Origin of the sequence: Martelella mediterranea, from assembly GCF_004342225.1 — a bacterium.
Taxonomy (GTDB): domain Bacteria; phylum Pseudomonadota; class Alphaproteobacteria; order Rhizobiales; family Rhizobiaceae; genus Martelella; species Martelella mediterranea_B.
The window spans coordinates 12595-34162 of record NZ_SMAR01000026.1 but is presented as its reverse complement, the minus strand read 5'-3'; the positions used below and the strand labels follow the sequence as shown (position 1 = coordinate 34162).

At 58.5% G+C, this 21568-nt stretch carries 24 protein-coding genes and 1 tRNA gene; 24 read left to right on the top strand and 1 reads right to left on the bottom strand.

Translation table 11 applies throughout. The features are described 5' to 3' along the window. Window position 1 precedes the first annotated feature (1 nt). The 24 genes from EDC90_RS15035 (at window position 2) to EDC90_RS14920 (ending at window position 21204) form a co-directional block, all read left to right on the top strand. Window positions 2-1558, top strand: coding sequence for a DUF935 domain-containing protein (locus EDC90_RS15035; RefSeq protein WP_132313053.1), 1557 nt, complete (start codon window positions 2-4; stop codon window positions 1556-1558). Then, window positions 1545-2750: a phage head morphogenesis protein gene (locus tag EDC90_RS15030; protein ID WP_245511073.1), complete on the top strand. Its 1206-nt coding sequence runs from the start codon at window positions 1545-1547 to the stop codon at window positions 2748-2750. Before EDC90_RS15035 ends, EDC90_RS15030 begins: the two co-directional genes overlap by 14 nt. 114 nt (window positions 2751-2864) lie before the next feature. After that, on the top strand, window positions 2865-3371 hold the full coding sequence (locus tag EDC90_RS15025) for a phage virion morphogenesis protein (protein ID WP_132313051.1): 507 nt from the start codon (window positions 2865-2867) through the stop codon (window positions 3369-3371). A gap of 61 nt (window positions 3372-3432) precedes the next feature. Further along, complete coding sequence (locus EDC90_RS15020; RefSeq protein ID WP_132313049.1) at window positions 3433-4464, top strand: phage protease; 1032 nt, start codon at window positions 3433-3435, stop codon at window positions 4462-4464. Then, complete coding sequence (locus tag EDC90_RS15015; protein ID WP_132313047.1) at window positions 4465-4857, top strand: hypothetical protein; 393 nt, start codon at window positions 4465-4467, stop codon at window positions 4855-4857. 34 nt (window positions 4858-4891) lie between these two features. Next, window positions 4892-5785, top strand: coding sequence for a Mu-like prophage major head subunit gpT family protein (locus tag EDC90_RS15010; protein ID WP_132313045.1), 894 nt, complete (start codon window positions 4892-4894; stop codon window positions 5783-5785). A gap of 98 nt (window positions 5786-5883) precedes the next feature. Further along, complete coding sequence (locus EDC90_RS15005; protein ID WP_132313043.1) at window positions 5884-6291, top strand: hypothetical protein; 408 nt, start codon at window positions 5884-5886, stop codon at window positions 6289-6291. A 72-nt stretch (window positions 6292-6363) separates the two neighbouring features. Then, window positions 6364-6801 (top strand): gp436 family protein, encoded by a 438-nt coding sequence (locus EDC90_RS15000; RefSeq protein WP_132313041.1) that lies wholly within the window; start codon window positions 6364-6366, stop codon window positions 6799-6801. Continuing rightward, window positions 6798-7370 (top strand): hypothetical protein, encoded by a 573-nt coding sequence (locus EDC90_RS14995; RefSeq protein WP_132313039.1) that lies wholly within the window; start codon window positions 6798-6800, stop codon window positions 7368-7370. The genes EDC90_RS15000 and EDC90_RS14995 overlap by 4 nt, the downstream gene beginning before the upstream one ends. A gap of 3 nt (window positions 7371-7373) precedes the next feature. Beyond that, complete coding sequence (locus EDC90_RS14990; protein ID WP_132313037.1) at window positions 7374-7604, top strand: DUF2635 domain-containing protein; 231 nt, start codon at window positions 7374-7376, stop codon at window positions 7602-7604. Between the two features lie 3 nt (window positions 7605-7607). Next, window positions 7608-9092, top strand: coding sequence for a phage tail sheath subtilisin-like domain-containing protein (locus EDC90_RS14985; protein ID WP_132313035.1), 1485 nt, complete (start codon window positions 7608-7610; stop codon window positions 9090-9092). A 15-nt stretch (window positions 9093-9107) separates the two neighbouring features. After that, entirely contained in the window at window positions 9108-9470 is a 363-nt protein-coding gene (locus EDC90_RS14980; protein WP_132313033.1) for a phage tail tube protein, read from the top strand. Then, window positions 9467-9958, top strand: coding sequence for a hypothetical protein (locus EDC90_RS14975; protein ID WP_132313031.1), 492 nt, complete (start codon window positions 9467-9469; stop codon window positions 9956-9958). Before EDC90_RS14980 ends, EDC90_RS14975 begins: the two co-directional genes overlap by 4 nt. A 123-nt stretch (window positions 9959-10081) precedes the next feature. Then, entirely contained in the window at window positions 10082-12406 is a 2325-nt protein-coding gene (locus EDC90_RS14970) for a phage tail tape measure protein (protein ID WP_132313029.1), read from the top strand. Further along, window positions 12406-13638, top strand: a complete 1233-nt coding sequence (locus EDC90_RS14965) for a DNA circularization N-terminal domain-containing protein (RefSeq protein WP_132313027.1) — start codon at window positions 12406-12408, stop codon at window positions 13636-13638. Before EDC90_RS14970 ends, EDC90_RS14965 begins: the two co-directional genes overlap by 1 nt. Beyond that, window positions 13635-14822 (top strand): phage baseplate assembly protein, encoded by a 1188-nt coding sequence (locus tag EDC90_RS14960; protein WP_132313025.1) that lies wholly within the window; start codon window positions 13635-13637, stop codon window positions 14820-14822. The genes EDC90_RS14965 and EDC90_RS14960 overlap by 4 nt, the downstream gene beginning before the upstream one ends. A 57-nt stretch (window positions 14823-14879) precedes the next feature. Then, entirely contained in the window at window positions 14880-15401 is a 522-nt protein-coding gene (locus tag EDC90_RS14955) for a phage baseplate assembly protein V (RefSeq protein ID WP_132313023.1), read from the top strand. After that, on the top strand, window positions 15340-15921 hold the full coding sequence (locus EDC90_RS14950) for a phage GP46 family protein (RefSeq protein ID WP_165972852.1): 582 nt from the start codon (window positions 15340-15342) through the stop codon (window positions 15919-15921). The genes EDC90_RS14955 and EDC90_RS14950 overlap by 62 nt, the downstream gene beginning before the upstream one ends. After that, window positions 15918-17072, top strand: a complete 1155-nt coding sequence (locus tag EDC90_RS14945; RefSeq protein WP_132313019.1) for a baseplate J/gp47 family protein — start codon at window positions 15918-15920, stop codon at window positions 17070-17072. Before EDC90_RS14950 ends, EDC90_RS14945 begins: the two co-directional genes overlap by 4 nt. 19 nt (window positions 17073-17091) lie before the next feature. Continuing rightward, window positions 17092-17685: a putative phage tail protein gene (locus EDC90_RS14940; protein ID WP_165972851.1), complete on the top strand. Its 594-nt coding sequence runs from the start codon at window positions 17092-17094 to the stop codon at window positions 17683-17685. Between the two features lie 3 nt (window positions 17686-17688). Continuing rightward, window positions 17689-18483 (top strand): hypothetical protein, encoded by a 795-nt coding sequence (locus EDC90_RS14935; protein ID WP_132313015.1) that lies wholly within the window; start codon window positions 17689-17691, stop codon window positions 18481-18483. 9 nt (window positions 18484-18492) lie between these two features. Then, a complete protein-coding gene (locus tag EDC90_RS14930) occupies window positions 18493-19041 on the top strand; it encodes a hypothetical protein (protein WP_132313013.1) in 549 nt (182 codons plus the stop codon). 144 nt (window positions 19042-19185) lie between these two features. Further along, window positions 19186-20025: a DNA adenine methylase gene (locus EDC90_RS14925; protein WP_132313011.1), complete on the top strand. Its 840-nt coding sequence runs from the start codon at window positions 19186-19188 to the stop codon at window positions 20023-20025. Window positions 20026-20247: 222 nt separating this feature from the next. Beyond that, complete coding sequence (locus tag EDC90_RS14920) at window positions 20248-21204, top strand: hypothetical protein (RefSeq protein WP_132313009.1); 957 nt, start codon at window positions 20248-20250, stop codon at window positions 21202-21204. Window positions 21205-21414: 210 nt separating this feature from the next. Here the strand turns inward: EDC90_RS14920 and EDC90_RS14915 are convergent. Next, window positions 21415-21504 (bottom strand) — tRNA-Ser (locus tag EDC90_RS14915). Window positions 21505-21568: the final 64 nt, after the last annotated feature.

The following is a 21568-nucleotide window of genomic DNA, read 5'->3' as shown; positions in this document are numbered from 1 at the left end:
AATGGCTTTAAGAGACTTTATGGGCCGCGTGATCCTCGGCAAACAGCTGATGGCAGAAATCGCAACGGCTAGAACCGGCACGGTGCGGGATCCGTTCACGACGGATCAGGCAGATGGCATGACGCCGGTGCGGCTGGCGCGGATCCTGCGCGCGTCTGCCAATGGCGACCCGCTGTCTTATTATGAGCTGGCCGAGAATATGGAAGAGCGCGATCCGCATTATCTGGCCGTGCTCGCCACGCGCAAGCGCTCGGTCGGCCAGCTTCCGATCACGGTAAAGCCTGCCTCCGATGCCACCGACCACAAGAAGCACGCCGAATATCTGCAGAGCTGGGTTGATGACGGGATCCTTCGGGCAAGTCTGTTCGACATACTGGACGCGATCGGCAAGGGCATGTCGATCATGGAGATTGACTGGAAGACGACGGCCTCGTCCTGGACGCCGCGTGAGCTGATCTGGCGCTCACCGACTTTCTTTGACTTCGACCAGCATGACGGCGAGACCGTGATGTTGCGTGATGGCGCAGGCCGCGTCGACCTCGAACCGGCCAAGTTCATCATTCATCGCTCGAAAGCCAAATCCGGCCTGACGGTGCGTTCCGGTATTGCCCGCGTTGCGGCATGGGGCTGGATGTTCAAAAACTTCACTATCAAGGACTGGGCAATCTTCTGCCAGAACTTCGGCCAGCCGATCCGCGTTGGTAAATACGACAGCGGCGCGACCGAGGCTGAGAAGGATGTGCTGTGGAAAGCCGTCAGCCAGATTGCAGGTGACTGCGCCGCCATCATTCCACGCTCCATGGAAATCGACTTCAAGGAAATCGGTTCGAAATCAGCCTCGACCGATATGTTTGAACGCCGCGCCGACTGGTTTGATCGGCAGACATCAAAACTGGTGCTCGGCCAGACCACGACGACCGACGCAATCTCTGGCGGGCACGCGGTTTCGAAAGAGCATCGTGAGGTTCAGGAGGATATCGAGCGTTCAGACGCGTTCGATCTGAGCAGCACAATCAACCTGCAGCTGGTGCGCAATATGATTGCGTTCCGCTTCGGCCCGCAGGAACACTATCCGATCCTCAAGATCGGCCGACCCGATGAGGTGCCGCTGGAAGAGTTTGCGCGCGCTTTCGATATCTTTGCACGCAACGGCCTGAAGCTGCCAGCACGCTATGCCTATGACCGTCTGGGTGCACCTGCGCCAACGGCCAACGAAGAAACGATCGGCGGCTCGCCACAAGCTGGCAGCGGATCGGCGCGGCAGGCGCTGAACAGTCTCTTTGACAAATCGGCCCATGCCAAAGCACCTGCGCGCGATCAGGTCGATGTCATCACCGCCCGGCTGGAAGACGAGGCATCCGGTATCCTCAATGATCAGATTGACGAGATCCGTGACGCGCTTAATCAGGCAACCAGTCTGCAGGATGCATCGCGCCGCCTGGCTAAACTGGATCTGAGAGAAGAAGAACTGGCCAAGGCCATGGCATCGGCCATGATGGTCTCGCATCTGGCGGGCCAGGCAGCGCTTCTGGACGAGCTGGACGATGATCGCGAATAGAGGCTCACAGACGCGCACTGACGGCTCCGGACGGATACTCGGACGCTTTTTACCGGAAAACGCCCATACGGGCTTTGAAAGGCCTTTGAAATCGATCCTCAAAGGATATCGACGCTCGCTTATGGCCGAAACGGGCGATCCGCTCGAGCTGCCCTTCGATGAGGCCATTGAATTCCTGCGTCAGAAAGTCGGTGTTCCCACGAAAAGCTGGCGCGATGTCTTCGACGCGGCGCACTCAAAAATGTTCATGGTGGCCGGTGCGCAGACGGAAGCCCTGGTCGGTGACTTTCAAGGTGCGATTGAACGGGCCTTGAAGGATGGTACGACACTCGAAGATTTCCGCAAAGACTTCGACCAGATCGTCAAGACCCATGGCTGGTCTTATGAGGGTGAGCGCGGCTGGCGCACGCGCGTGATCTTTGAAACCAATCTGCGCACGGCCTATGCTGCCGGTCGCTTTGCACAGCTCAACAGTCCGGAAATCCGCGAGGCCTATCCGGGCTGGCGCTATAACCATTCAGGCTCCAAACATCCGCGCCATGATCATCTTGCCTGGGACGGCAAGGTCTGGGCGGCAGACGATCCGATCTGGCAATCGATCTATCCACCGAACGGCTTCGGCTGCGGCTGCTTTGTCACGCCGGTGCGCTTTGAGGCGATTGAGACAACCGGCTATGACGCGACGCCAAACCTTGATCAGCTCGGAACCGATCAGCCGCGCGGTGTGGATCCGTCCTTCGATTATAATCCCGGCGCTGCCTGGCTTGCCCATACCGCGCCCGGCCCAAAGGCAGTGACGGCCAGCGAAACACAGGTGGCGAAATTCGTGCGGGCTGTTCAACGCGACAAGTGGCCGAATGGCACATGGCAACCGGTTGCCAGAACCGGAAAGGGAGACGGCGAAAAGCTTGGCGTGAAAGCGGGGACCGAGGTGCGGCTTTCGGCTGATACGATCCGCTCACACCTCAAGCATGACCGCATCACCCCGGATGCCTATGCTGTTCTGCCGAACTGGCTGAAGAAGAACGGTAGGCTCGCCCAGGATCGAAACGGCCGCTTTGCCTATGTCGGTGAACATGAGGGTGCGAACTATCATGCTGGCATCAAGGTTGTGAAGAAAGACGGTCGCGAGGAAATCTATCTGACCTCGCTCAGAAGAACGACAGCGCGAAAGATGAAGAAGCTGAAATGAAGAGAACGCGCCGGGGGGCCAGAAGTCGCCTTATCCCAATCCCGCTGAAGCGGGTGCTTCCTGCTCGGCGCGTCCTGACAGAAATATAGTCGCGAAGCGGCTGAAAGGCAAACCATGGCTGGCGTATCAATCACTGCCGATATTCGTGACAAAGGGCTTATGAAGGGCCTTGGCGGCCTGATGCTGCTCACCCGCAACACCCAGCCGATGATGAATGTCATCGGCGTTGGCCTCGTTGCCTCCACCGTGCAGCGCTTCATTACCCAGACAGATCCGGACGGTCAGCCATGGCAGCCGGTCAATAAGGATTATGCCGCCGACAAACGCAACAGCCGCATCCTGACCGAAAGCGGCAGGCTTCGCGACAGCATCACCCACTTTGCCGGAAACGACTATGCGCAGATTGGCACCAATGTCATTTATGCCAGGCCGCACCAGGAGGGCGCGGAGATCGTGCCGCGCAATGCCGATCATCTTTATTTCCGCATCGGCGGCAATCTGATCGTTGCAGACCGTGTTGTCTTGCCGCCGCGTCCGTTCCTTGGTATCTCCGATGAAGATGAAACGATGATCCAGCAGACCATCGAAAGTTTCATCGTCCGCTTTTCCCGCTCCCGCTAAAACCTGACACCTCCCTTCGCGGGCATGATCTGGGCCTATGCGCCGATGCTAGCTATCGGGCATGGGAAAAACACGCGCCACACATACGATTGCTCTTAATGCCGCTGCCGGGGTTCCGGAGTGGCTGCAGCTTCTGCCAGCAACGGAATTTTCCGGTGTCGATGGTCGCGGGCCTTATATGGCGCCGGACCTCAACGCCCTCGTTCAGTCCTTCAATGCTGCTGGTCGCAAGCTGGCTGTCGATGAAAATCATTCCACCGATCTGGCTGGCAAGGCCGGTCATCCTGCACCCGCGCGCGGCTGGATCGTTGAACTCCAGGCGCGTTCAGACGGGCTTTATGGCCGTGTCGAATGGACGGCATCCGGGCGTGAACTGATGGAAGACAAGGCCTATGGCTTCATCTCTCCGGTGTTCTTTCATTCGCGATCCAAACCGCACCGGATTGCATCAGTCGAGCGTGTGGCGCTGACCAACGACCCCAATCTTTCCTTCCTGAAATCCCTCAACGCAAAAGAGGATAATGCGATGCTTGAAGAGCTTCGAAAGGCGCTGGGCCTTTCTGAAACGGCCACCGAGACGGAGGCGCTTGAAGCCGTCAAGGCAGCCCATTCCGCAAGCGGCAAATATGCCGCCCTGATCAAGCGCGTCGGCAAGATCGCCGAAGCCGAAGGCGATGAGGATGCTGTTGTCACGGCATTGCAGAGCCGTCTTGAAGCCACCGGCGATGAAGACGATCTGCGCAAACAGGTTTCGAGCCTGAGCGCGACGGTCACCGATCTGAATGGCCAGCTCACCACCCTGAAATCCGGACACGCAAAAGAGCGGGCCGAAACGGTGATCGACGCCGCCATAGGTGAAGGCAAGGTCGTTCCGGCGCTTCGCGATCATTACATCGCGCGTCATCAGAAAGACGCTGGCGGTGTCGAGGAAGAGCTGAAGCTGCTGCCGTCCATCCATGCTGGCGGTCTCGGCCGTCGCAAGCCGGTTGAAGCAGGTGCAACCGAAATCACCGCCGATGACGAACAGGTCATGGCGCTGATGGGTGTCGACCCTGAAGCATTCAAGAAACAGCGCGAACGGGAGGCCAGGTAAATGGCAGCATCCAACGATATCGAGCGCGTCACGCGCTCCGGACTTTTTGCCGCTTTGCCGGTGGCAGCATCCACCGTCTTGTTCGGCGGCACACAGGTGGCCGTGACGGCAGCCGGTCTTGCCGTGAAACCTGACCATGCCGATGCCGTTGCCATCGTCGGCTGGGCACGTGAGCGCGCTGACAATTCTGCCGGTGGCGATGGCGCTGTCCGTGTCAGCGTCTCGAAGGAAATGCTGCAGATCCCGCTTGCCGGAACAGACGGGTCTTCGATCAATCAACCGGTCTATGCCGCAGATGACAACACCTACCAGCTGACCAATGCCGGTGGCGAACTGCAGGCCGGAACGGTCGGGTTTGTTGATGAAACCGGCGTCTGGCTGAAGGCGCTTTAAAGGCCGCTCAAACCGCCCTTGAAAGGATTTTTCAATGGATATCAATGCTTCCACTCTACGCGGTATTTTTACCGGTCTGTCCACGGCCTTCAATGCACGCTTTGCGTCCACCGTGTCGCAATACGGGCTTGTGGCCATGGAGGTTACCTCCACGACGTCACAAAACGAATATCCCCGCCTTGATGAACTGCCGGGCATTCGCGAATGGATCGGCGACCGAAATGTCGTGCGCCTTGGTGCACAGACCTATGTGATCCGCAACCGCACTTTTGAAGAGACGGTGTCGGTTCCGCGCTCTGCGATCGATGATGATCAGATCGGCATCTACACACCAGTCGCCGGTCAGATCGGTCAGCATGCCGCAGAGTTTCCCGATCAGCTCGTCTGGCCGCTGTTTAAAAACGGCGATACCGCGCTTTGCTATGACGGTCAGTATTTCTTCGACACCGACCACCCCGGCTACAACGAACAGGGCAACGAGGTTTCCGTTGCGAACTTCACCGCTGGCGCAGGCCCGGCCTGGTACCTGGTTGATGACAGCCAGGTCGTGAAGCCGCTGGTTTTCCAGAAGCGACGCCCCTTCAACTTCGTCTCCTATCAGGACGAGAAGGACGCCAACGTCTTCTTCAAGGACGAATATATCTGGGGCACGTCAGGCCGATGCAATGCCGGTTATGGCATGTGGCAGACCGCCTATAAGTCAAAAGCGGCGCTGACGCCGGAAAACTTCCAGGCTGCCCGCACGGCGATGCAGACGATCCGCAAACGCGACGGGTCAGTCATCAATCTTCGTCCAACCAAATTGATCGTTCCGCCGCAGCTTGAAGGTGTTGCCCGCGCCATTCTGGAGGCAGAGCGCAACGATGCAGGCGCAACCAATATCTGGCGCGCAACAGCCAAGGTCGAAGTCGTCCCCTACCTTGCCTGATCGCCCGGATTACCCTGCGCGGGGCCGTCTACCGCGCAGGGGCCTTTCGAAAACTGCTGAACACGAGCGGCTTTCGCAAAGCCCGAAGGAGAAACGAAATGGCTGACAAGATCACCATCATCTGCCGCAACCCCGGCATGCGCCGTGCCGGTATCAAGCATCCGGCATCGGCAACCTATCCGGCTAATCGCTGGAGCGAGGAACAGATCAAGGCATTCCGCGATGATCCATCCTTCGAAGTGATTGACGGCGAGGCCCCGGACGCCACGACACAGTCAGCGCTCGTCGCTGCCCGCCAGGCGTTGAAAGAAAAGGATGACGCTCTGGAAGAGGCAAACAATGAGGTGACCCGCCTCAAGCAAGAAGTTGCGGCCCACGAAGGCGCTTCCCGTGAAAACGACCTGAAAATCAAGGAACTGACGACGAAGGTCGAAAATCTTGAAGCGGAAAACAAGACGCTGAAGGACGCCGCCGAAAAGGCACCGAAGGCAACGCCGAAGAAATAACCTCCCGCCGCGCCCGGCATGGGCGGCGCGAATGCCGCCCATGTCATCACCCGGAGAACGGAAAACCCAACCATGTACGCCACTGTCACCGATATGATTGCCCGCTTTGGCGAGACGCATTTGCTGAGGCTGTCCAACCCTGAAGACCGCACGGCCGAGACCGTCAATGCGGTCAGGGTTGAGCAGGCTCTTGGCGATGCGACAGCCATGATCGAAGGCTATCTGCGCGGCTACTACGCCATACCGGTGGCAGTCCCTCCGGCTGATCTTGTGCGCGCAACCTGCGTTCTGGCCCGCTATGAGCTGGCCCAGGGCGAGCATGTCACACCATCCGACGATATGGAAAAAGGCCGTGATGAGGTTTTGAAGTGGCTGCGTGACATTGCAGCGCGGCGCGTCCATCTCGACGCCCCACTGGCAGAAGGTGCGACCGGTTCAAAGGTCGGTTCCGGCCCACGCTATTCCGACCGCCCGCGCGACTTCACCTATAACACGCTGCGAGGTGCATGATGATTTCCGACCGCTCCGTCATTGCCACACAAGATGAACTGATCACAAAGCGCCTGCGCATTGCCTTTCCGGAACGCGTATTCAACCTCGAACGCGTCCCGATGGCGATGACGATGAGAGAGTTCAACCGGCTTGCCCGTATGACACCGTTTCTGGGCCTTGCCTGGTTGGGCATGAAGGTCGGTGACGGTGCGCGCAATCTCGCTGGCTCTATGCAGTGGCGTCTTTACCTGCTCACCTCAACATCGAGCGGGCTGGAGGCAAGGTTCAAAGGCGATGCGCGTGGCGTCGGCCTTGATGCAATTGTCAACGTTGCGGCTGCCGTCTTGAACGGCGTCAGCTTTCCTGATGCTGGCACGCTCACAGTGACAGGCGCGAGTGCAATCGCCGCAGATGGCTTCACTGATGACAACATCGCGCTTGCTCAGGTGGATTTTCAGTTTTCCTTCTGCACCAGCACGAACGACCTCGAACTTGAAACAGCCGAGGACTTCGAAGCGCTCGGCGTCACCTGGTCGCTGGCGGAAAGCAACGACATCACCCCACAAGACGAAATCACGGGAGCCTGACAGATGGCCGATCTGAAATTTGTAAAGCCAGGCGAAGGCCGGACGCTGACATTCCGGTATGATGGCAAGGAAACGACCGTTGCGGCCGTGGCGCTGCCCGGTGGCGTGATCGTGCCTGCCGAAGGCGCTGAGGTTAACAACACGCTGTTTGTGCGCCGCCGCCTTCGTGATGGCGACCTTGTCGAGGCGGCACGTCCCGCACCGGCGAAAACCAAAACCGCTGAAAAGGACTAACCGATGACCTTCGATGAAATCCCGATGACCTGGTACGACCCTGCGGTCTTTATCGAGGTCAAACCGAACTACAGCCAGAAAGGTGTCTATGACTGGCCGGAAAAGGTTCTGCTGGCCGGTCACAAGCTGGCAACCGGTACGCTGGAGCCTGGACAAACCCACCAGATCACACGCGGCGATGAGGCGATTGCCTATTTCGGTCGTGGCTCGATCGGCGCTGAACAGGTTGCCGCCTTCCGCAAGGTCAACAAGACCACGCCGCTGTTCGTCACGGCACTGGAAGACGATGCCGCTGCGATCAAGGCAGAAGGCACAATCACATTTACCGGTGCTGCAGCCCAGTCGACGGTCTTGCGCTTTAAAATCGCCGGGAGGCAGGTGCGCATGACGGCGCTTGCCACTGATGCGGTGGCCGACCTTGCAACCAAGCTTGCCGCTGCTATTAACGACGATGCCGATATTGTTGTGACTGCGGAAGCCGCTGCCGGTGTTGTGACGGTAACGGCGAAGAATGGCGGTGAGATCGGCAATGATATCGACCTGCGTGTTGATACGCTTGCTCAACCGGTGCCTTCAGGGCTGACCATTGCCATAGCCGATATGGCCGGTGGCGCTGGCAATCCTGACCTTCAGGCCGTGCTGGATCTGATCGAAAACAGCTGGTTTACCAAGCTTGTCCACCCATGGTCGGACGTGACCAACGTGCAGCTATTCTCCGACTGGCTGAAGACACGCTATGTCGCCACAGCCAAGCTCGATTGCCATGGCTTTACCGGCAAACGGACAACCTATGGAGAAGCAGTCTCCCTTGGCGATCTGACCAATTGCGCCTTTCTGACGCTGTCCTGCCTCAACCGCTCACCGGCATCGAGCTGGGTGCATGCAGCGGCCGATTGCGCACTGGCTGCGTTTCATCTTTCCAACGATCCGGCCCGACAACTGAAAAGCCTTGTCGTGACCGGCGTGGAAGCGCCGGATGCCGAGGACCAGTTTACCCAGGAAGAACGCAATCTCCTGCTGCAGCACGGCATCTCGACCTATCTGCATCTTGACGACGGATCGACCGTCATCAATCGCATGGTGACCACCTACAAGATGACATCGCTTGGCGTTACCGACGATGCCTGGATGGATATCATGGTCCCGGCGACAATGTCGCGCATCCGCTATGACTGGTCGGCCTATTTCAACACGCTTTATCCGCGCGCCAAGCTGATCGACGACAACAAGCAGTTCCAGACGCGCCGTGGCGAGGGCGATACGGCAGCCGGTTCCGCTGTGGTCTCGCCGGGTCGGATCAAGGGCACGTGGGCTGCGCGCTGCCAGCGTTATGGCGGTCTCGTCTGGATCGAGAACGTCGAAGAGACGATCAAGACGTCCACCTTCGAGCGCGATCCCAATAACAAGAACCGCACCAATGCGCGCCAGATCGTTCAGGTCGTCGGCAATCAGATGGTGTTCGCCTCGTCTCTCGAATTTCTGGCCTAAGGAGGGCCGTGCACCATGCAGACACTTGGCATTGTCGACATCGTCTGGAAGGGCCGGACGATCCCCGTTGAAACCGGCGCGAAACTGCGCCTCGGCGGCATCAAGAACAATGTCGTCACCTATGGTCGCGGCGTTGCCCGTGCCCAGGAGTTTCAGGGTTCGGAAGTCACGGCGACCACCAACCTCGAAAAAGGTCAGTCGCTGGTGAGCCTTCTCGACCACGAGGAAGGCGAGCTGCAGGTCGTTTGCGACACCGGCCAGACATACGTCTTCGAAGAAGCCTTTCTTTCCGATGACAAACCGGAAACCACCGGCGGCGAAGGCGGCAAAATCGAACTCAAATGGTCGGCTGGCGAGCCGCAGGAGATCATCGGATGACAAACCGGACAACAGGCAAAACAAAGAGCGAACTCGCAATCGACCTCGATGAGGACGATGCTGTCATTGAGGACGCCGAAGTTGTTGAGGCCGAAGAGCAGACAGAGGGATTTCACGACGATGACATCGTCGATGAAGACGCCACAGATCCGCTCGACAAGCTGCCATCACATGCCATCCGAAACGAAGACGGCACGATCACATTGCCGCTCTACGAGACCGTTCGCATCAAGGTTCGGGCGTCAGGCAAGGTTAAGGAAAAGGTTTTCGAGAGCCTTACGTTTCATCGCCTGAATGGTCTCGATACCCGCGTGATCGGCGAAGCGCCGGACAACATGCAAAACATCGTGACCTTCGCTCGATCCTGCCGCCTCTCTCAGGCGGTGATGAATGCGGTCTGGGACAAGCTTGACGCCTCCGACATTGCCAATGGCGGCCGGGTGCTGAACCATTTTTTGAGCAGTGGCCGGAAAACGCGGACGTCCTGATCGGCTTTCTGGCCGAGCATTCCGGTTTCGGTGCGGCCGAAATCATGAGCATGGACAGCCGTGACCTGATCTTCTGGTGGAACGCAATCATGCATGCGCGCAAGGAAATGAAGGAGAGCTGACATGGCTGCCGGACAGATGGCACTTGATGTTCTCGTTCGCCTGCGTGACCTGATGAGCGGACCTTTACGCCGTCTTTCCGGCACGGTGCGCGGCTTTACAAACCTTGCTGGTCGCATCGGCGTTGTCGGTGCGGCCATTGCCGGTATCTCCTTTATGGCGCCGATTGCAGGCGCAGCGGAGTTTCAGCAGCAATTGCTGGATATGGCGGGCACAGCGGAACTGACCGGCGCTGCGGCTTTCAAATTCATAGATGACCAGAAGACGCGGTTTGAGGATCTGGCACTTGCTACCGGGCAGGCCTCGGACGGGATCGCGTCCGCCGTCGCTAATATGTATGCGGCTGGCCTAGATGGCGCATTGATTGACGGTGCGATCGACGATATCGCCAAGGTCTCCACGGCGGCCAATGCGGCGACGGCCGATATTGCCGCCGTCGCGACGTCGTCGATGATGACGCTGGGCGTTCCGGCTGACCAGATTGAGAAGGTGCTGGCCATGCTTGTCACCTCCGGCAAGCTGGGCGCATTCGAGCTCAAGGACATGGCCCGCTATTTTCCGTCACTTACAAGCCAGGTGGCGAAGTTCGGCGTGAAGGGACAGGAAGCCGTTGGCTTTCTGGGCGCTGCCCTGCAGATCGCCCGCAAAGGAACGTCCGACCCCGCCGAGGCGGCGAACAATCTGAAGAATTTTCTTTCAAAAATCCTCGCACCGGCAACGGTCAAGAACTTCAAGGATATGGGCGTCGACATCGAAGCAGTGATGCAGGACGCCGCGACGAAAGGCATCAACCCGATCGAAGCGGTCCTGCAGAAGGTTATGAAACTGACCGGCGTTTCCGAAAACCAGATCGCGGAGATGATGGCAAAGGCCAAGGCAAACGGCCTTCAGGGAGCCGAGGCGCTTGATGCCGTACGCGAGCAGCTTGTCCAGATCGCAGGCGCTGGCGGGCTTGGAGAACTGTTCCAGGATCAACAGGTCATGGATTTCCTGATCCCGTTCATGGCCAATGTCGATGAATACAAGGCGATCCGCGACAAGATGGATCAGGCCGACAGCTCGGTCATCGATGCCGACTTTGAAACGCAGATGAAGGGGCTGAACCGCCAGCTCAAAACCTTCCGGGAAATCGGTACGCAAGGCATTCGCGAAGTCGGTCTGGCCTTTGGCGAATGGCTGCCGCAGATCAATGGATACCTGAAAGCCGGGCTTGACCAGTTGCGTGCCTGGAACAAGGAGACGGATGGCGGCGTGCACAAGGCGCTGAGCTTTGCCGGGGCCGGCGTGTTGCTTGGCGGTGCGCTTGGCGTCATCGGTTTCGTGCTGCCGCCCGTGATTGCCGGTCTGCGCCTCGTCCTTTCGCCGCTCTGGCTTACCGGCAAGGGAGCCTTGCGGCTTGCTGCTTATTTTTATCGCGCGGCAGCCGGATCGATTGCCCTGCAATCATCACTCGCTGCCATGAATGGCGTGAAGCTTTCATGGCTTGGCCGTCTCGGTGTTGGCCTGCGCGGCATATTGTTTGCCATTCCCGGTATCAGCTGGGTTGCCGGTGGCCTGATCAGCGCCTTCAGCGCAATCGGTGCGGCGGCTGCGACCGTCACCGCGCCGGTCTGGGGCCTGATTGCCGCAATCGTCGCTGCGGTTGCCGCCATTGGCGTGGCGGTCTGGCGCTATTGGGAGCCGATCTCGAATTTCATCGGAGGATTTTCCGAAGTCATCTGGAATGCCGTGACCGACATGATGAATGCTCTGGCCGATTTCGCCGGTTGGGTCGACAGCCAGGTTATCGACTTTTACGGCATGTTCGGCATCGACGTGCCGGGCATCCGGGCGCAGCTGGCCGATGCACGTGGCACGGTTGAGGCATGGTGGACCAGCCTGAAAAGCTGGGCGTCCGGTCTCGATCTCTGGGAAGGCATCAAGTCGATGTTCACGATGAAGGACTATTCCGACGAGATGGAGACCGGTTTCCGCGATGCCGGTGCCAAGGCTGCGCAGGCCATGGTGGATGCGGTCAAAGGTAAGGTCGAGGATCTGGTGGCGTGGTTTGGCGGTATTGGCGCGCGTATTGTTGACGCGGTCGGAAATATCGACCTTTCGTCTGTTATCAGCTGGCCGAGCTGGTCGAACCGGCCGCAATGGCTCGGCGGGACCGGTGGCGTCCAGCCGCAACAGATGCCCCAGCAGCCCGCGAACAACAATATGGAAGCATCTGTTGATGTCACTGTGAGGGCAGAGAGTGGAACGTCGGTTACCAGCGCCAATGCGAATTCAAAAGGCAAAGGCAAGGCGACAGTAAATACCGGCAAAGCTGTGGGGATGCCCTGATGGCGACGCTTCCAGGATTGATCCAGGGCTTTTATCGCGGCATCGCCTTTGATGTGCCGGACACGACCACAAAGGCCGGGCGGCGTCTGGTCGAGTATCTTTTCCCAGGCGTTGAAGATGCGGCCTATGACGATTTCGGGCGTCATCCCGGTGAGGTCACGCTCAACGGCGTGATTGCCGGAGACCTCTATCAGGTGCAGGCACTGGCGCTTGAGGCCGCATTCAACCGGCCGGGGCCTGCGATGCTGATCCATCCGTGGCGTGGGCCGATGCGGGTCATTCTGGCAGAACCGGCCACGATCACGCTTGCCTCACGCGAGCTGCGGATCGTCCGGTTTTCCGCCAAATTCAAGACCGTTCAAACCGGCTTTACAGGCCTTTCAGGCGGGTTTGGCGGCATCCTTTCAGCCGTCGCCCTGATCGGTACCGCTGTTGCCCTGCTTTCATCGGCCGTTTCATCCCGCTCGATTTCAGCCGCCCGCACGCGTGCGGTCAATCGTTCGGCCGGTGTCGTGCGCGATGCGGTTGGTGATCTGCAGCCGGTGGCCGGATCGGCACGGTTTCTGCCGCGCTTGACAAATGCCGCTTCCAGCCTGGCACCAACAACACCGGAAGGTTTCGAGACGGCTGTGGCCGATCTCACATCCCGCTTCGGCGAAGCCTCGGACATACCTTTTATTGCTGCCGCTGCCGAGGCTATCCGTGAGGAACAGGCAACGCCCGCCGCGCTGACCGCCCTTGGCCTTAACCTTGGAGCGGCATTGTCCGGAACAATCAGCGATGCCCCGTCCGATCCCGACCGGGCGTTGCTGGCCGTGGCTGCGGCCCATGCAATCGCGCAGGCTTCAGCCCAGATCCCGTATACCGCTTTCGACAGTGCTGAACAGGCGCATGCGGTCAGATCGTCTGTGCTTTCATCGGCTGACAGCCTGATCGACGCGACCTCTGGACTTGTCACCGGGCGCTACGCCGGTGAGGCCGATGAGCTGGTCTCCGCGCTCGAAACGCTGAAGGTCGAAGTCACGGCAGCACTGAATGAAATCATCGGGCAGCTTCCGGAAACGCTGACGCTGCAGCTTACCGGCCCAACGGATGCATGGATTGTTGCCGCCCATATTGCCGGTGACAATCCGGCAGGCCTTGAGGCGGTGTGGCAGGACATCGTTTCGCGCAACTGTCCGCGCCATCCGTCACGCCTTCCGGCAGGCGAGATCAAGGTTTTGAAGCCATGATCGACGTCACGATCAACGGCACGCTGTTTGAGGGCTGGACCGGCATCGAGGTCAAGCTCGACATGAAAGAGTTCACGGCCAGTTACATACTTTATTGCCGCGACCAAGAAGCCTCCTCGGACACACTCGTCCACGCTCATGGTGCAAAGAACAAACGCCTGAAACGCGGTGCGAAAGTCTCGATCAAGGCCGACGGCACGACCGTGCTGAACGGCCATATTGAAAAACGCTCGTCCAATATCGAAAGCCAGTTTGCCGACATTACGGTCGAAGGCCGTTGCAAGCTGGGCGATCTGGTCGACTGCACAGCGCTCGTCGATGACACGCCAGCCGAGATGCACAATGTCAAACTGGAAGATGCGGTCAAACGGATTGTCAAACCTTATGGCCTTGGCGTTCGATCCGAGGTCGATACCGGCGAACCGTTCGCGCGTTACTCGATCGATCTGGACGAAAGCCCGTTCACCGCGATCGAGAAAGGCGCACGGCAGAGACAGGTGCGCGTGCTGTCCGATGGCGTTGGCAATGTCGTGATCACGCGCACCGGCGAGGAAAAGGCCGCTGGTTCGATATTCCTTCCGGGCAATGTCCTGAAGGCGTCAATCGACGAGAGCGATGAAGGCCGGTACTCAAAGACAGTGGTTCGTGGCACCAGCGAGCGGGCGGGCAAAAAGCGCGGTCAGGCCAAGCTCGACACCACGGCCGAACCGCTCTTGCCGGAAGACAGAAACGCCAGCGACGGGTCCGCAACCAATGCCGAACGCGCTGGCACAGCCGCCACCGGCGTTGCTGAAGACGACGAGATCAATCGCTATCGCCCGAAAGTCTATCTGGCGCGCACCAAGGCCGATCACGATGCGGCAAAGGCCGAGGCGGAATGGCGGCGCAACACAGCGCGCGGTGCTTCTGAAGAGATTACCTATATCATGCGCGGTCATTCCGTGGACGGCACGCTCTGGCGGCCGAACACGATCGTTTCGGTTGCCGATGCCTTCAATGACGTCAACCGCGACATGCTGATTTCGAAGGTGACCTTCATTCAAAACGGCGATGACGGTGCGATCACCTCTCTTGCCGTGACCTCTCCGGATGCCTTCCAGAAGGGCGACCCGAAGAAGAAGCAACGCAAGAACAAGCCTGCGAAAAAGAAGAAGGCGCTGGATACGACAGCAGAGAGACTATGAGCGCGGGCAGGAAAAGTTGCAGACTTTTCCGTTCGCAACGCGCGGAAAGGAACTGACATGACCGACACCAATCGCGGCATGATCCGCCGCGCCACTTTGAAAAACGTGAAAGATGACGGCGCACTGCAGACCGCCTCGGTCGAGGTGGCGGACGGTGTCTGGCGGCACAACGTCGAAGTCATGCAGCCTTATGGCTTTGCCGCCCATGTACCGGTTGACGGCGCGCTGGCGATCGTGCTGGCCGTTGGCGGCGATGAAGGCGACCTGGTCGTGCTGCCGGTTGCCAATCCGTCGGCGCGCATGGGTGGACTGAAGGAAAACGAGGTCGGGCTTTACAATGCCGGTGGCGACCGTATGGTGCTGAAAGCTGACGGCACGCTCGATATCAAGACCGGTGCGCAGATCACGATCAAGACGGATGCCGGTGTGTTCATTACCGCTCAGATCCTGAAGGTCGAAGGTGATATCGAAGCGACCGGTGATGTGACCGACAAGAACGGTTCGATGCAGGAAATGCGTGACAAATATAACGGTCACGGTCATCCTGGTGGTCCGCCGCCAAGCCCACAAATGGACTGACCCCTCCCACAGGAGACATGAACGGTCATCGCGCGCGCATGTCATTCTCGCGGGCATGTTTTGCGATGCCGCCCTTATCCTCAATGCTGAAGCCCGGTCCTGCGATCTTGCCATCGCGGAAGACGGCGATCTGGCGATCGACACCACGCCGGTTACCCCGATGTTGTTGTCGATCGGCCTTGATGCGCGTGCGCTCGACGGCGACGAATTGCCGGATGGCCGCACGCAGTGGAGCGCAAACCCGTCATCGCTTCAGGAACGGCGCGGCAGCCCCGGCGACGCCCTGGACAGCGATGGCCGGTTCGCAGGCTCAAGGCTCTGGCTGTTGTCGCGCGCGAAGCAGAGCGAAGAAACCCGGCTGCTGACAGAATACTATGCCAGCGACAGCCTGTTCTGGTCTGAAGATATGACCGGCAATGCGGCCGAGGTCGAGGCATGGTGGCATGCCCGCAATATGATCCGGCTCAGATGTTCGGTTGCCGGTGAAGCCATCACCATTTCCAAAAGGATTGACCGATGAGCAGGCCGATCCCGGATGCAAGAGCAATTGCCGCGCGCATGGCCGCCACGCTGGAAACCGTCATGTCGAAAGTGCTGGATGCCAAGGGCATTCGCCATACACCAAAAGCCATTTCCTTTGCAGTCCGATCATCGCGCGGTCTTCTTGCCTGGTTGCTGCGGGCGGTCTCGCTTGAGCTGCGATCCCTGCATAGCCACATCGCCTGGTGGGGTCGGCAATATTTTGTCGATACGGCCGAAGAAGAATTCGTTGCCCGTCACGCTTCGATTTTCGGCGTCAAACAGCGCCCGGCCACCTTTGCCATCGGGACCGTTACGATTACCGGCGATCCCGACACAGCCTTGCCAGCAGGTCTTGAGATGTCGTCATCCGAGGGTCTGATCTTTGCGACGACTGAGGAGGCGACGATTGATGCCAGTGGATCGGTGACGGTTAGCGCATCGGCGGCTCTGGCGGGCACTGAAAGCAACTATGAAACCGGCATCCAGTTTACCGCCGTTGATCCATGGCCGGAGATCGACACGATCACGGTTGAAACCGCCTTTGCCGGTGGCGCTGACGAAATGCAGCCGGAAGAGCTGCAGGCCGCCACCATTGCCCATATCCGCAAACCACCGCAGGGCGGTGCTGGCTATGATTATTATGACTGGCTGGATGATGTCTTTGCCGTCAAGGCCGTGCGTGTGATCCCGGATGTTGTCGGCCGTGGCTCTGTCGGTGTCGTCGTGGCAATGCGCAATGAGGATGGCAGCGGCCGCGCACCGACCGATGAAGAGCGCACCGCCATGCTCAATCATCTGGGCAACCCACTGACCTCCGAAGGCGTTCGCCCGGTGACTGCTTATGTCAGCGTCCATGCGGCTGAAATCACCGAAGTGCCGATCACGGTGCGGGCGCGACCGGACACACCCGTCGTGCGGGCGGCCATTCAGGAAGCCTTTGAACGTTTCATAAACACACTTGGAAGCGACGATGACGATGGCAATGAGACGCCGATCGGTGCCACAATCGAGCGCTCCAGGCTGTCGGAGGAAATCTCGGCCGCCAACGGTGAATATGCCCACGATCTGATCATGCCATCCGAAAGCTACACACTCGGCGATTATGAATTCCCGGTTGCCGGAGCCATCACATGGGCAGCGGAAGCATGAGCGTGGGCAGGAAAAAGACATGAGGCGGTTTGCTGACATTATCCGCGCACTGCGCGCCCATTGGCCATTTGGGTTTGCCCGGCCTGCCGAGGGCGGCGTCATGGACGCAATTTACGAGGCCGTCGCCGGTGAAATCCTGACTGCTGAACAGGCCGCCGCGGCGATGATGAACGAGATTGATCCACGCACGGCCGAGCATTGTCTTGCGGATTTCGAGCGCGTCCTTGGCCCTGACCCGGCAAAGCGCGATCTCGCGCTTTCCGGCATTGATGACCGACGCAAGCTTGCCCACCAGCGCTGGACGGCCAAGGGCGGGCAGTCGATACCGTATTTCCTGCGGATCGGTGAAATGCTCGGCCTTGCCATCACTATTACCGAGTTCTGGCCATCACGCGCTGGCGTGTTGCGGGCTGGCACACCGCTCATTGCCGAAGGCGAGCAGTTTACCTGGCTGATATCGATGCCTGCCGTCGATGTCTCCGCCTTCAGAGCGGGCAGGAACCGGGCTGGTCAATCGCTTGCAGCGTTTGAAGTGAACGGCTCAGCTGAAGCCTATTTCCAGCTTATCAAACCGGCGCACACGCGCCTTATTTTCCAATATTCGGGAGCGTAGAACATGGACCGGATTACAGGCACTGCTGTCGCCGATATTGGCGGCGGGAAGCGCGGGTTTCAGGATGAAATACTGTCGACCGGAAGTGGCAGCCAGGAGGGCACCGTTGTCACCGCGAATTGGCTGAACGCCGTGCAGGAAGAGGTTCTGAATGTCATCGAAGAGTCTGGGCAAGTACCGGATGACGGCGATCTGACACAGCTCAGTCAGGCGCTGAAACTTGCAGGCCTCCAACATGGCACAACTGTTTACTACACTGCGGGTAGTCATACATTTATTACTCCTCAAACCGGCTGGTATTGGGTTGAGTGCTATGGCGGCGGTGGTGGCGGCGGCTATGACGCAGCATCTAATGTCGGTGAGGGCGGCGGCGGTGGTGGCTACGCTGGCAAATGGATTTTGTTGACTGAGGGTGACGAGGTCTCGGTTACAGTGGGTGGCGGCGGCGACACCAACATATCAGGGACTACGAATGGGCCTGCGGGCGGTACAACCAGTTTCGGTGCGTACTGCTCGGCGACCGGTGGTGGCGGTGGAATTCTGAACTCCGCTGGAGGGGCAGGCGGAATAGGTGTTGGCGGCGATATTAGTCTTACCGGCCAAGCCGGTGGCGATGGTTTGTCTGGACACCATCCTTATGGTTACGGCGGCGACTGCGCCGGTCCTCATGGTGGAAAAGGTGGCCTGAGTGCTGCCGGTGCGACATGGCCGGGTGGTGGCGGATCGCTAGCCGCCGGTCCCGGCGGCTTCCAGTGGGAAGCTGAGGGTATACAGGGCGGCGTCATCATCAGATATTAAGAGGTTATCATGACACGTTATGCACGTATGAGCGGCGCTATCGTCGCTGAGATCGTTGAGACAGACAAAGCATTGTCTGAGCTTTATCATGCCGACATTGCCGCGCAATTTGAGGCTGTATCGGATGATGTTGCGGCAGGCATGCACCGACAGGAGGGCGGGGCTTTTGCCTTTCCGCCGGGGCCGGAATTATCCGCCGTAACGTCCAGTCTCTCGGACCGCATTGACGCAGATGCCGAAGACATCCGCGCCAAATACATCACCACCGGCGCTGGTCAGGCCATGGCTTACCTCGAAAAAGCCAGTCAGGCCAAAGCCTATCTGGCGGAAACCGATCCGGTCGATGCGGATTATCCGCTGCTGGTGGCTGAGGTTGGTATCACCGGCGAAACGGTCGCAGAGGTCGCAACGGTCATCGACACGATGCAAAAACAGTGGGTGGCGATCTGCGCTCAGATCGAGCCGATCAGGATCGGCGCAAAAGAGCAGATCAAGGTGGCTGAGACGGTCGCGGCCGCGCAGGCGATCTATGATGCAATCGTGTGGCCGTCTGACTGACGCTGACGGGTGACCAGGGCAAGCCCTGGCGGCGGGGTCAAGTTTGGCGACCGAACCCGCCCGACAGCAATTCTCGATAACCGTCGCACCCGTACCCGCGAAAAGCGGGCAGCGGCTTTGTGACTGAGTCGTGAGATATTTGAAATGGTAAATCAGCAGCCGGTGACGCCGGTCACGCCTGCGGCCGGTTATATCGGTGGCAAGCGCATCCTCTCGAAAACCGTCATCGCCAGGATCAACGCGACCGATCATGATGGCTATGCCGAGCCATTCGTCGGCATGGGTGGCGTCTTCCTGCGCCGCGATCGCCAGCCGAAAACAGAAGTGATCAACGATATCAGCGGTGATGTTGCCAACTTCTTCCGCATCCTGCAGCGCCACTTTCCGCAGTTCATGGATACGCTTCGCTTCCAGATATCCGGCCGTCGCGAATTCGAACGGTTGATGAAGACAGACCCGACGACGCTCACCGATCTGGAGCGCTCGGCCCGCTTTCTTTATCTTCAGCGTCTGGCCTTCGGCGGCAAGGTGGCCGGTCGCAATTTCGGCGTCAGCAAAACCACCAGCGCCCGCTTCAACCTGACCAAGCTTGCTTCAACGCTGGAGGACATCCACGAGCGGCTTGCCGGTGTCGTGATCGAATGCCTGCCCTGGCAGGAGTTCATTCGCCGCTATGATCGGCCGGGCATGCTCTTTTATCTCGATCCGCCATATTGGGGCAACGAGACCGACTACGGCACCGGCGTCTTCGGCCGTGGGGATTTTGAGGCAATGGCAGATGTTCTCGAAGGGCTTCAAGGCACCTTCATTCTGTCTTTGAACGCGGTTCAAGGCGTCTTCGAAACCTTCTCACGGTTCGACATCGAGGAGGTCGATTGCACCTATTCGATCTCGGAGGGGAATGGGAAGGGCGTGAAGGAGGTCATCATCACGCCAGCAAAGCCTTTGCGCATGGCGGCTGAAATTCTAGTAGGCGGAATTTGAACTAGGCCGCCCAAACGCGGATAGATATTTTGTTATATGCGCCAGTGTAGTAAGGTCGTGGAAGGTTGAGCACGGTGAAAGCATTGTCTGATCGAAACACAAATCGAGCGTCCTCCCATCTGTGGTTCATGGCTGCAGTTCAAAAGGTATGCCCAAAGCTCAGTGATGACTTGGCCGAACGGATAGAAAACACAGAAAAAGACGCAAAGGACGTAGAGCGTGATGTCAGACGAAAAGAAGACACAATCAGGCGCGGCGCAAGGACATCAAAGCACAGATTCCGTCTTTGATTTCCTATATTACGACGCTCATCGTGTGGGTTCTTTTCTGTCGCAATTCGATGATTTCGGACACCTACAAGCGCTATCTCGCCACGAAAGTGCTGGTCGGGGCAAAAGCGAAATCGGACGGGTTTCGGGTTCGGGTGGTGTACCGGGAATAGTCAAGGGTGGCGGCCATCACGAAACCGGAACATCTGCCGGTTATCATCAAGAGGCTCAACATACTTACGACCCGTATTGGTCAAATGCCCTTTCGCTTCTAGACTATCTTCAGGACCGCAACATGTTGGATCGTGAAGTGAAAACAGCACGCATAGGCCAGATCGTACTGTTTTCAGGAGGCTTATCTGTTCGAGATTTGGGCTTGATCCAAAACGCAATGAAACTTCCTTCGGTGAGTGCTCTTATCTCATCGGGTGGACAGGAAAATGAGAGTCGGCAAGTTCGGCGGCGTAAGGAAAAAAAGCCATCGTCCGAACCAAGCGCGGAAGCCTTTGGTCTGGAGCTATTGGGACTTTTGCCGCATGGCGTCCAAATGGAGCTGCAGAGCGGAGATAAGTCGTTTTGGGCTTCACTTCGTGAAGACGGACTCGTCGTTTCTTCAAGTGATCTTTTTCTTAAGCATGGAGTCACCCTACCTGGAGAATGGTTCGTCTTAGGCATCTTGGACGCTATTCCTGGCATTGATGATGAGGAAAGCTTCGTAGCAGGCGACACTTCTGCGCAGAACGCATCTCAAAGCCGGGAACCCTCGTACCCCTCAGCAATAGAGCAATCTGTCTTTGCAGCTCTCATAGATCAACTAGTTCCGGCAGCTAAGACGCTTTTAGGCAGACGAGGTGACCAGTACGGTGTGACACCTCTGATGATTTTCCGGCAGGTTTCAAATCAGCGTTGAAGTTCAACTGCTGACGTTATCCGGTCATGGAAGCTTTTGGTTGGATATCGAAAAAAAGCAAAATTCCGGATCGTGCTGTCAAAATTCCGGAACCGCGCGTCACGCTACAGCGGGTGTGGCCCAATGGGCGATGGTGCAAAATGCGCTATTTGGCAGCCCAAGACACTACCTAAGACAGTCATCTAATTAATTGATTTCCGAGGACGTTTATGGCGGAGAGGGGGGGATTCGAACCCCCGATACGGTTGCCCGTATGCCGCATTTCGAGTGCGGTGCATTCGACCACTCTGCCACCTCTCCAGCAACCATGTGGTCTGCGCCTTTCGGGCGCGCCGTGTCTCTTAGCGGGCAAAGGCCTGTCATG

Bases quoted from the DNA above. Each gene is read 5' to 3' on its own strand.
- EDC90_RS15035 (WP_132313053.1), top strand. From the start codon at position 2: ATGGCTTTAAGAGACTTTATGGGCCGCGTGATCCTCGGCAAACAGCTG.
- EDC90_RS15030 (WP_245511073.1), top strand. From the start codon at position 1,545: ATGATCGCGAATAGAGGCTCACAGACGCGCACTGACGGCTCCGGACGG.
- EDC90_RS15025 (WP_132313051.1), top strand. From the start codon at position 2,865: ATGGCTGGCGTATCAATCACTGCCGATATTCGTGACAAAGGGCTTATG.
- EDC90_RS15020 (WP_132313049.1), top strand. From the start codon at position 3,433: ATGGGAAAAACACGCGCCACACATACGATTGCTCTTAATGCCGCTGCC.
- EDC90_RS15015 (WP_132313047.1), top strand. From the start codon at position 4,465: ATGGCAGCATCCAACGATATCGAGCGCGTCACGCGCTCCGGACTTTTT.
- EDC90_RS15010 (WP_132313045.1), top strand. From the start codon at position 4,892: ATGGATATCAATGCTTCCACTCTACGCGGTATTTTTACCGGTCTGTCC.
- EDC90_RS15005 (WP_132313043.1), top strand. From the start codon at position 5,884: ATGGCTGACAAGATCACCATCATCTGCCGCAACCCCGGCATGCGCCGT.
- EDC90_RS15000 (WP_132313041.1), top strand. From the start codon at position 6,364: ATGTACGCCACTGTCACCGATATGATTGCCCGCTTTGGCGAGACGCAT.
- EDC90_RS14995 (WP_132313039.1), top strand. From the start codon at position 6,798: ATGATGATTTCCGACCGCTCCGTCATTGCCACACAAGATGAACTGATC.
- EDC90_RS14990 (WP_132313037.1), top strand. From the start codon at position 7,374: ATGGCCGATCTGAAATTTGTAAAGCCAGGCGAAGGCCGGACGCTGACA.
- EDC90_RS14985 (WP_132313035.1), top strand. From the start codon at position 7,608: ATGACCTTCGATGAAATCCCGATGACCTGGTACGACCCTGCGGTCTTT.
- EDC90_RS14980 (WP_132313033.1), top strand. From the start codon at position 9,108: ATGCAGACACTTGGCATTGTCGACATCGTCTGGAAGGGCCGGACGATC.
- EDC90_RS14975 (WP_132313031.1), top strand. From the start codon at position 9,467: ATGACAAACCGGACAACAGGCAAAACAAAGAGCGAACTCGCAATCGAC.
- EDC90_RS14970 (WP_132313029.1), top strand. From the start codon at position 10,082: ATGGCTGCCGGACAGATGGCACTTGATGTTCTCGTTCGCCTGCGTGAC.
- EDC90_RS14965 (WP_132313027.1), top strand. From the start codon at position 12,406: ATGGCGACGCTTCCAGGATTGATCCAGGGCTTTTATCGCGGCATCGCC.
- EDC90_RS14960 (WP_132313025.1), top strand. From the start codon at position 13,635: ATGATCGACGTCACGATCAACGGCACGCTGTTTGAGGGCTGGACCGGC.
- EDC90_RS14955 (WP_132313023.1), top strand. From the start codon at position 14,880: ATGACCGACACCAATCGCGGCATGATCCGCCGCGCCACTTTGAAAAAC.
- EDC90_RS14945 (WP_132313019.1), top strand. From the start codon at position 15,918: ATGAGCAGGCCGATCCCGGATGCAAGAGCAATTGCCGCGCGCATGGCC.
- EDC90_RS14940 (WP_165972851.1), top strand. From the start codon at position 17,092: ATGAGGCGGTTTGCTGACATTATCCGCGCACTGCGCGCCCATTGGCCA.
- EDC90_RS14935 (WP_132313015.1), top strand. From the start codon at position 17,689: ATGGACCGGATTACAGGCACTGCTGTCGCCGATATTGGCGGCGGGAAG.
- EDC90_RS14930 (WP_132313013.1), top strand. From the start codon at position 18,493: ATGACACGTTATGCACGTATGAGCGGCGCTATCGTCGCTGAGATCGTT.
- EDC90_RS14925 (WP_132313011.1), top strand. From the start codon at position 19,186: ATGGTAAATCAGCAGCCGGTGACGCCGGTCACGCCTGCGGCCGGTTAT.
- EDC90_RS14920 (WP_132313009.1), top strand. From the start codon at position 20,248: ATGTCAGACGAAAAGAAGACACAATCAGGCGCGGCGCAAGGACATCAA.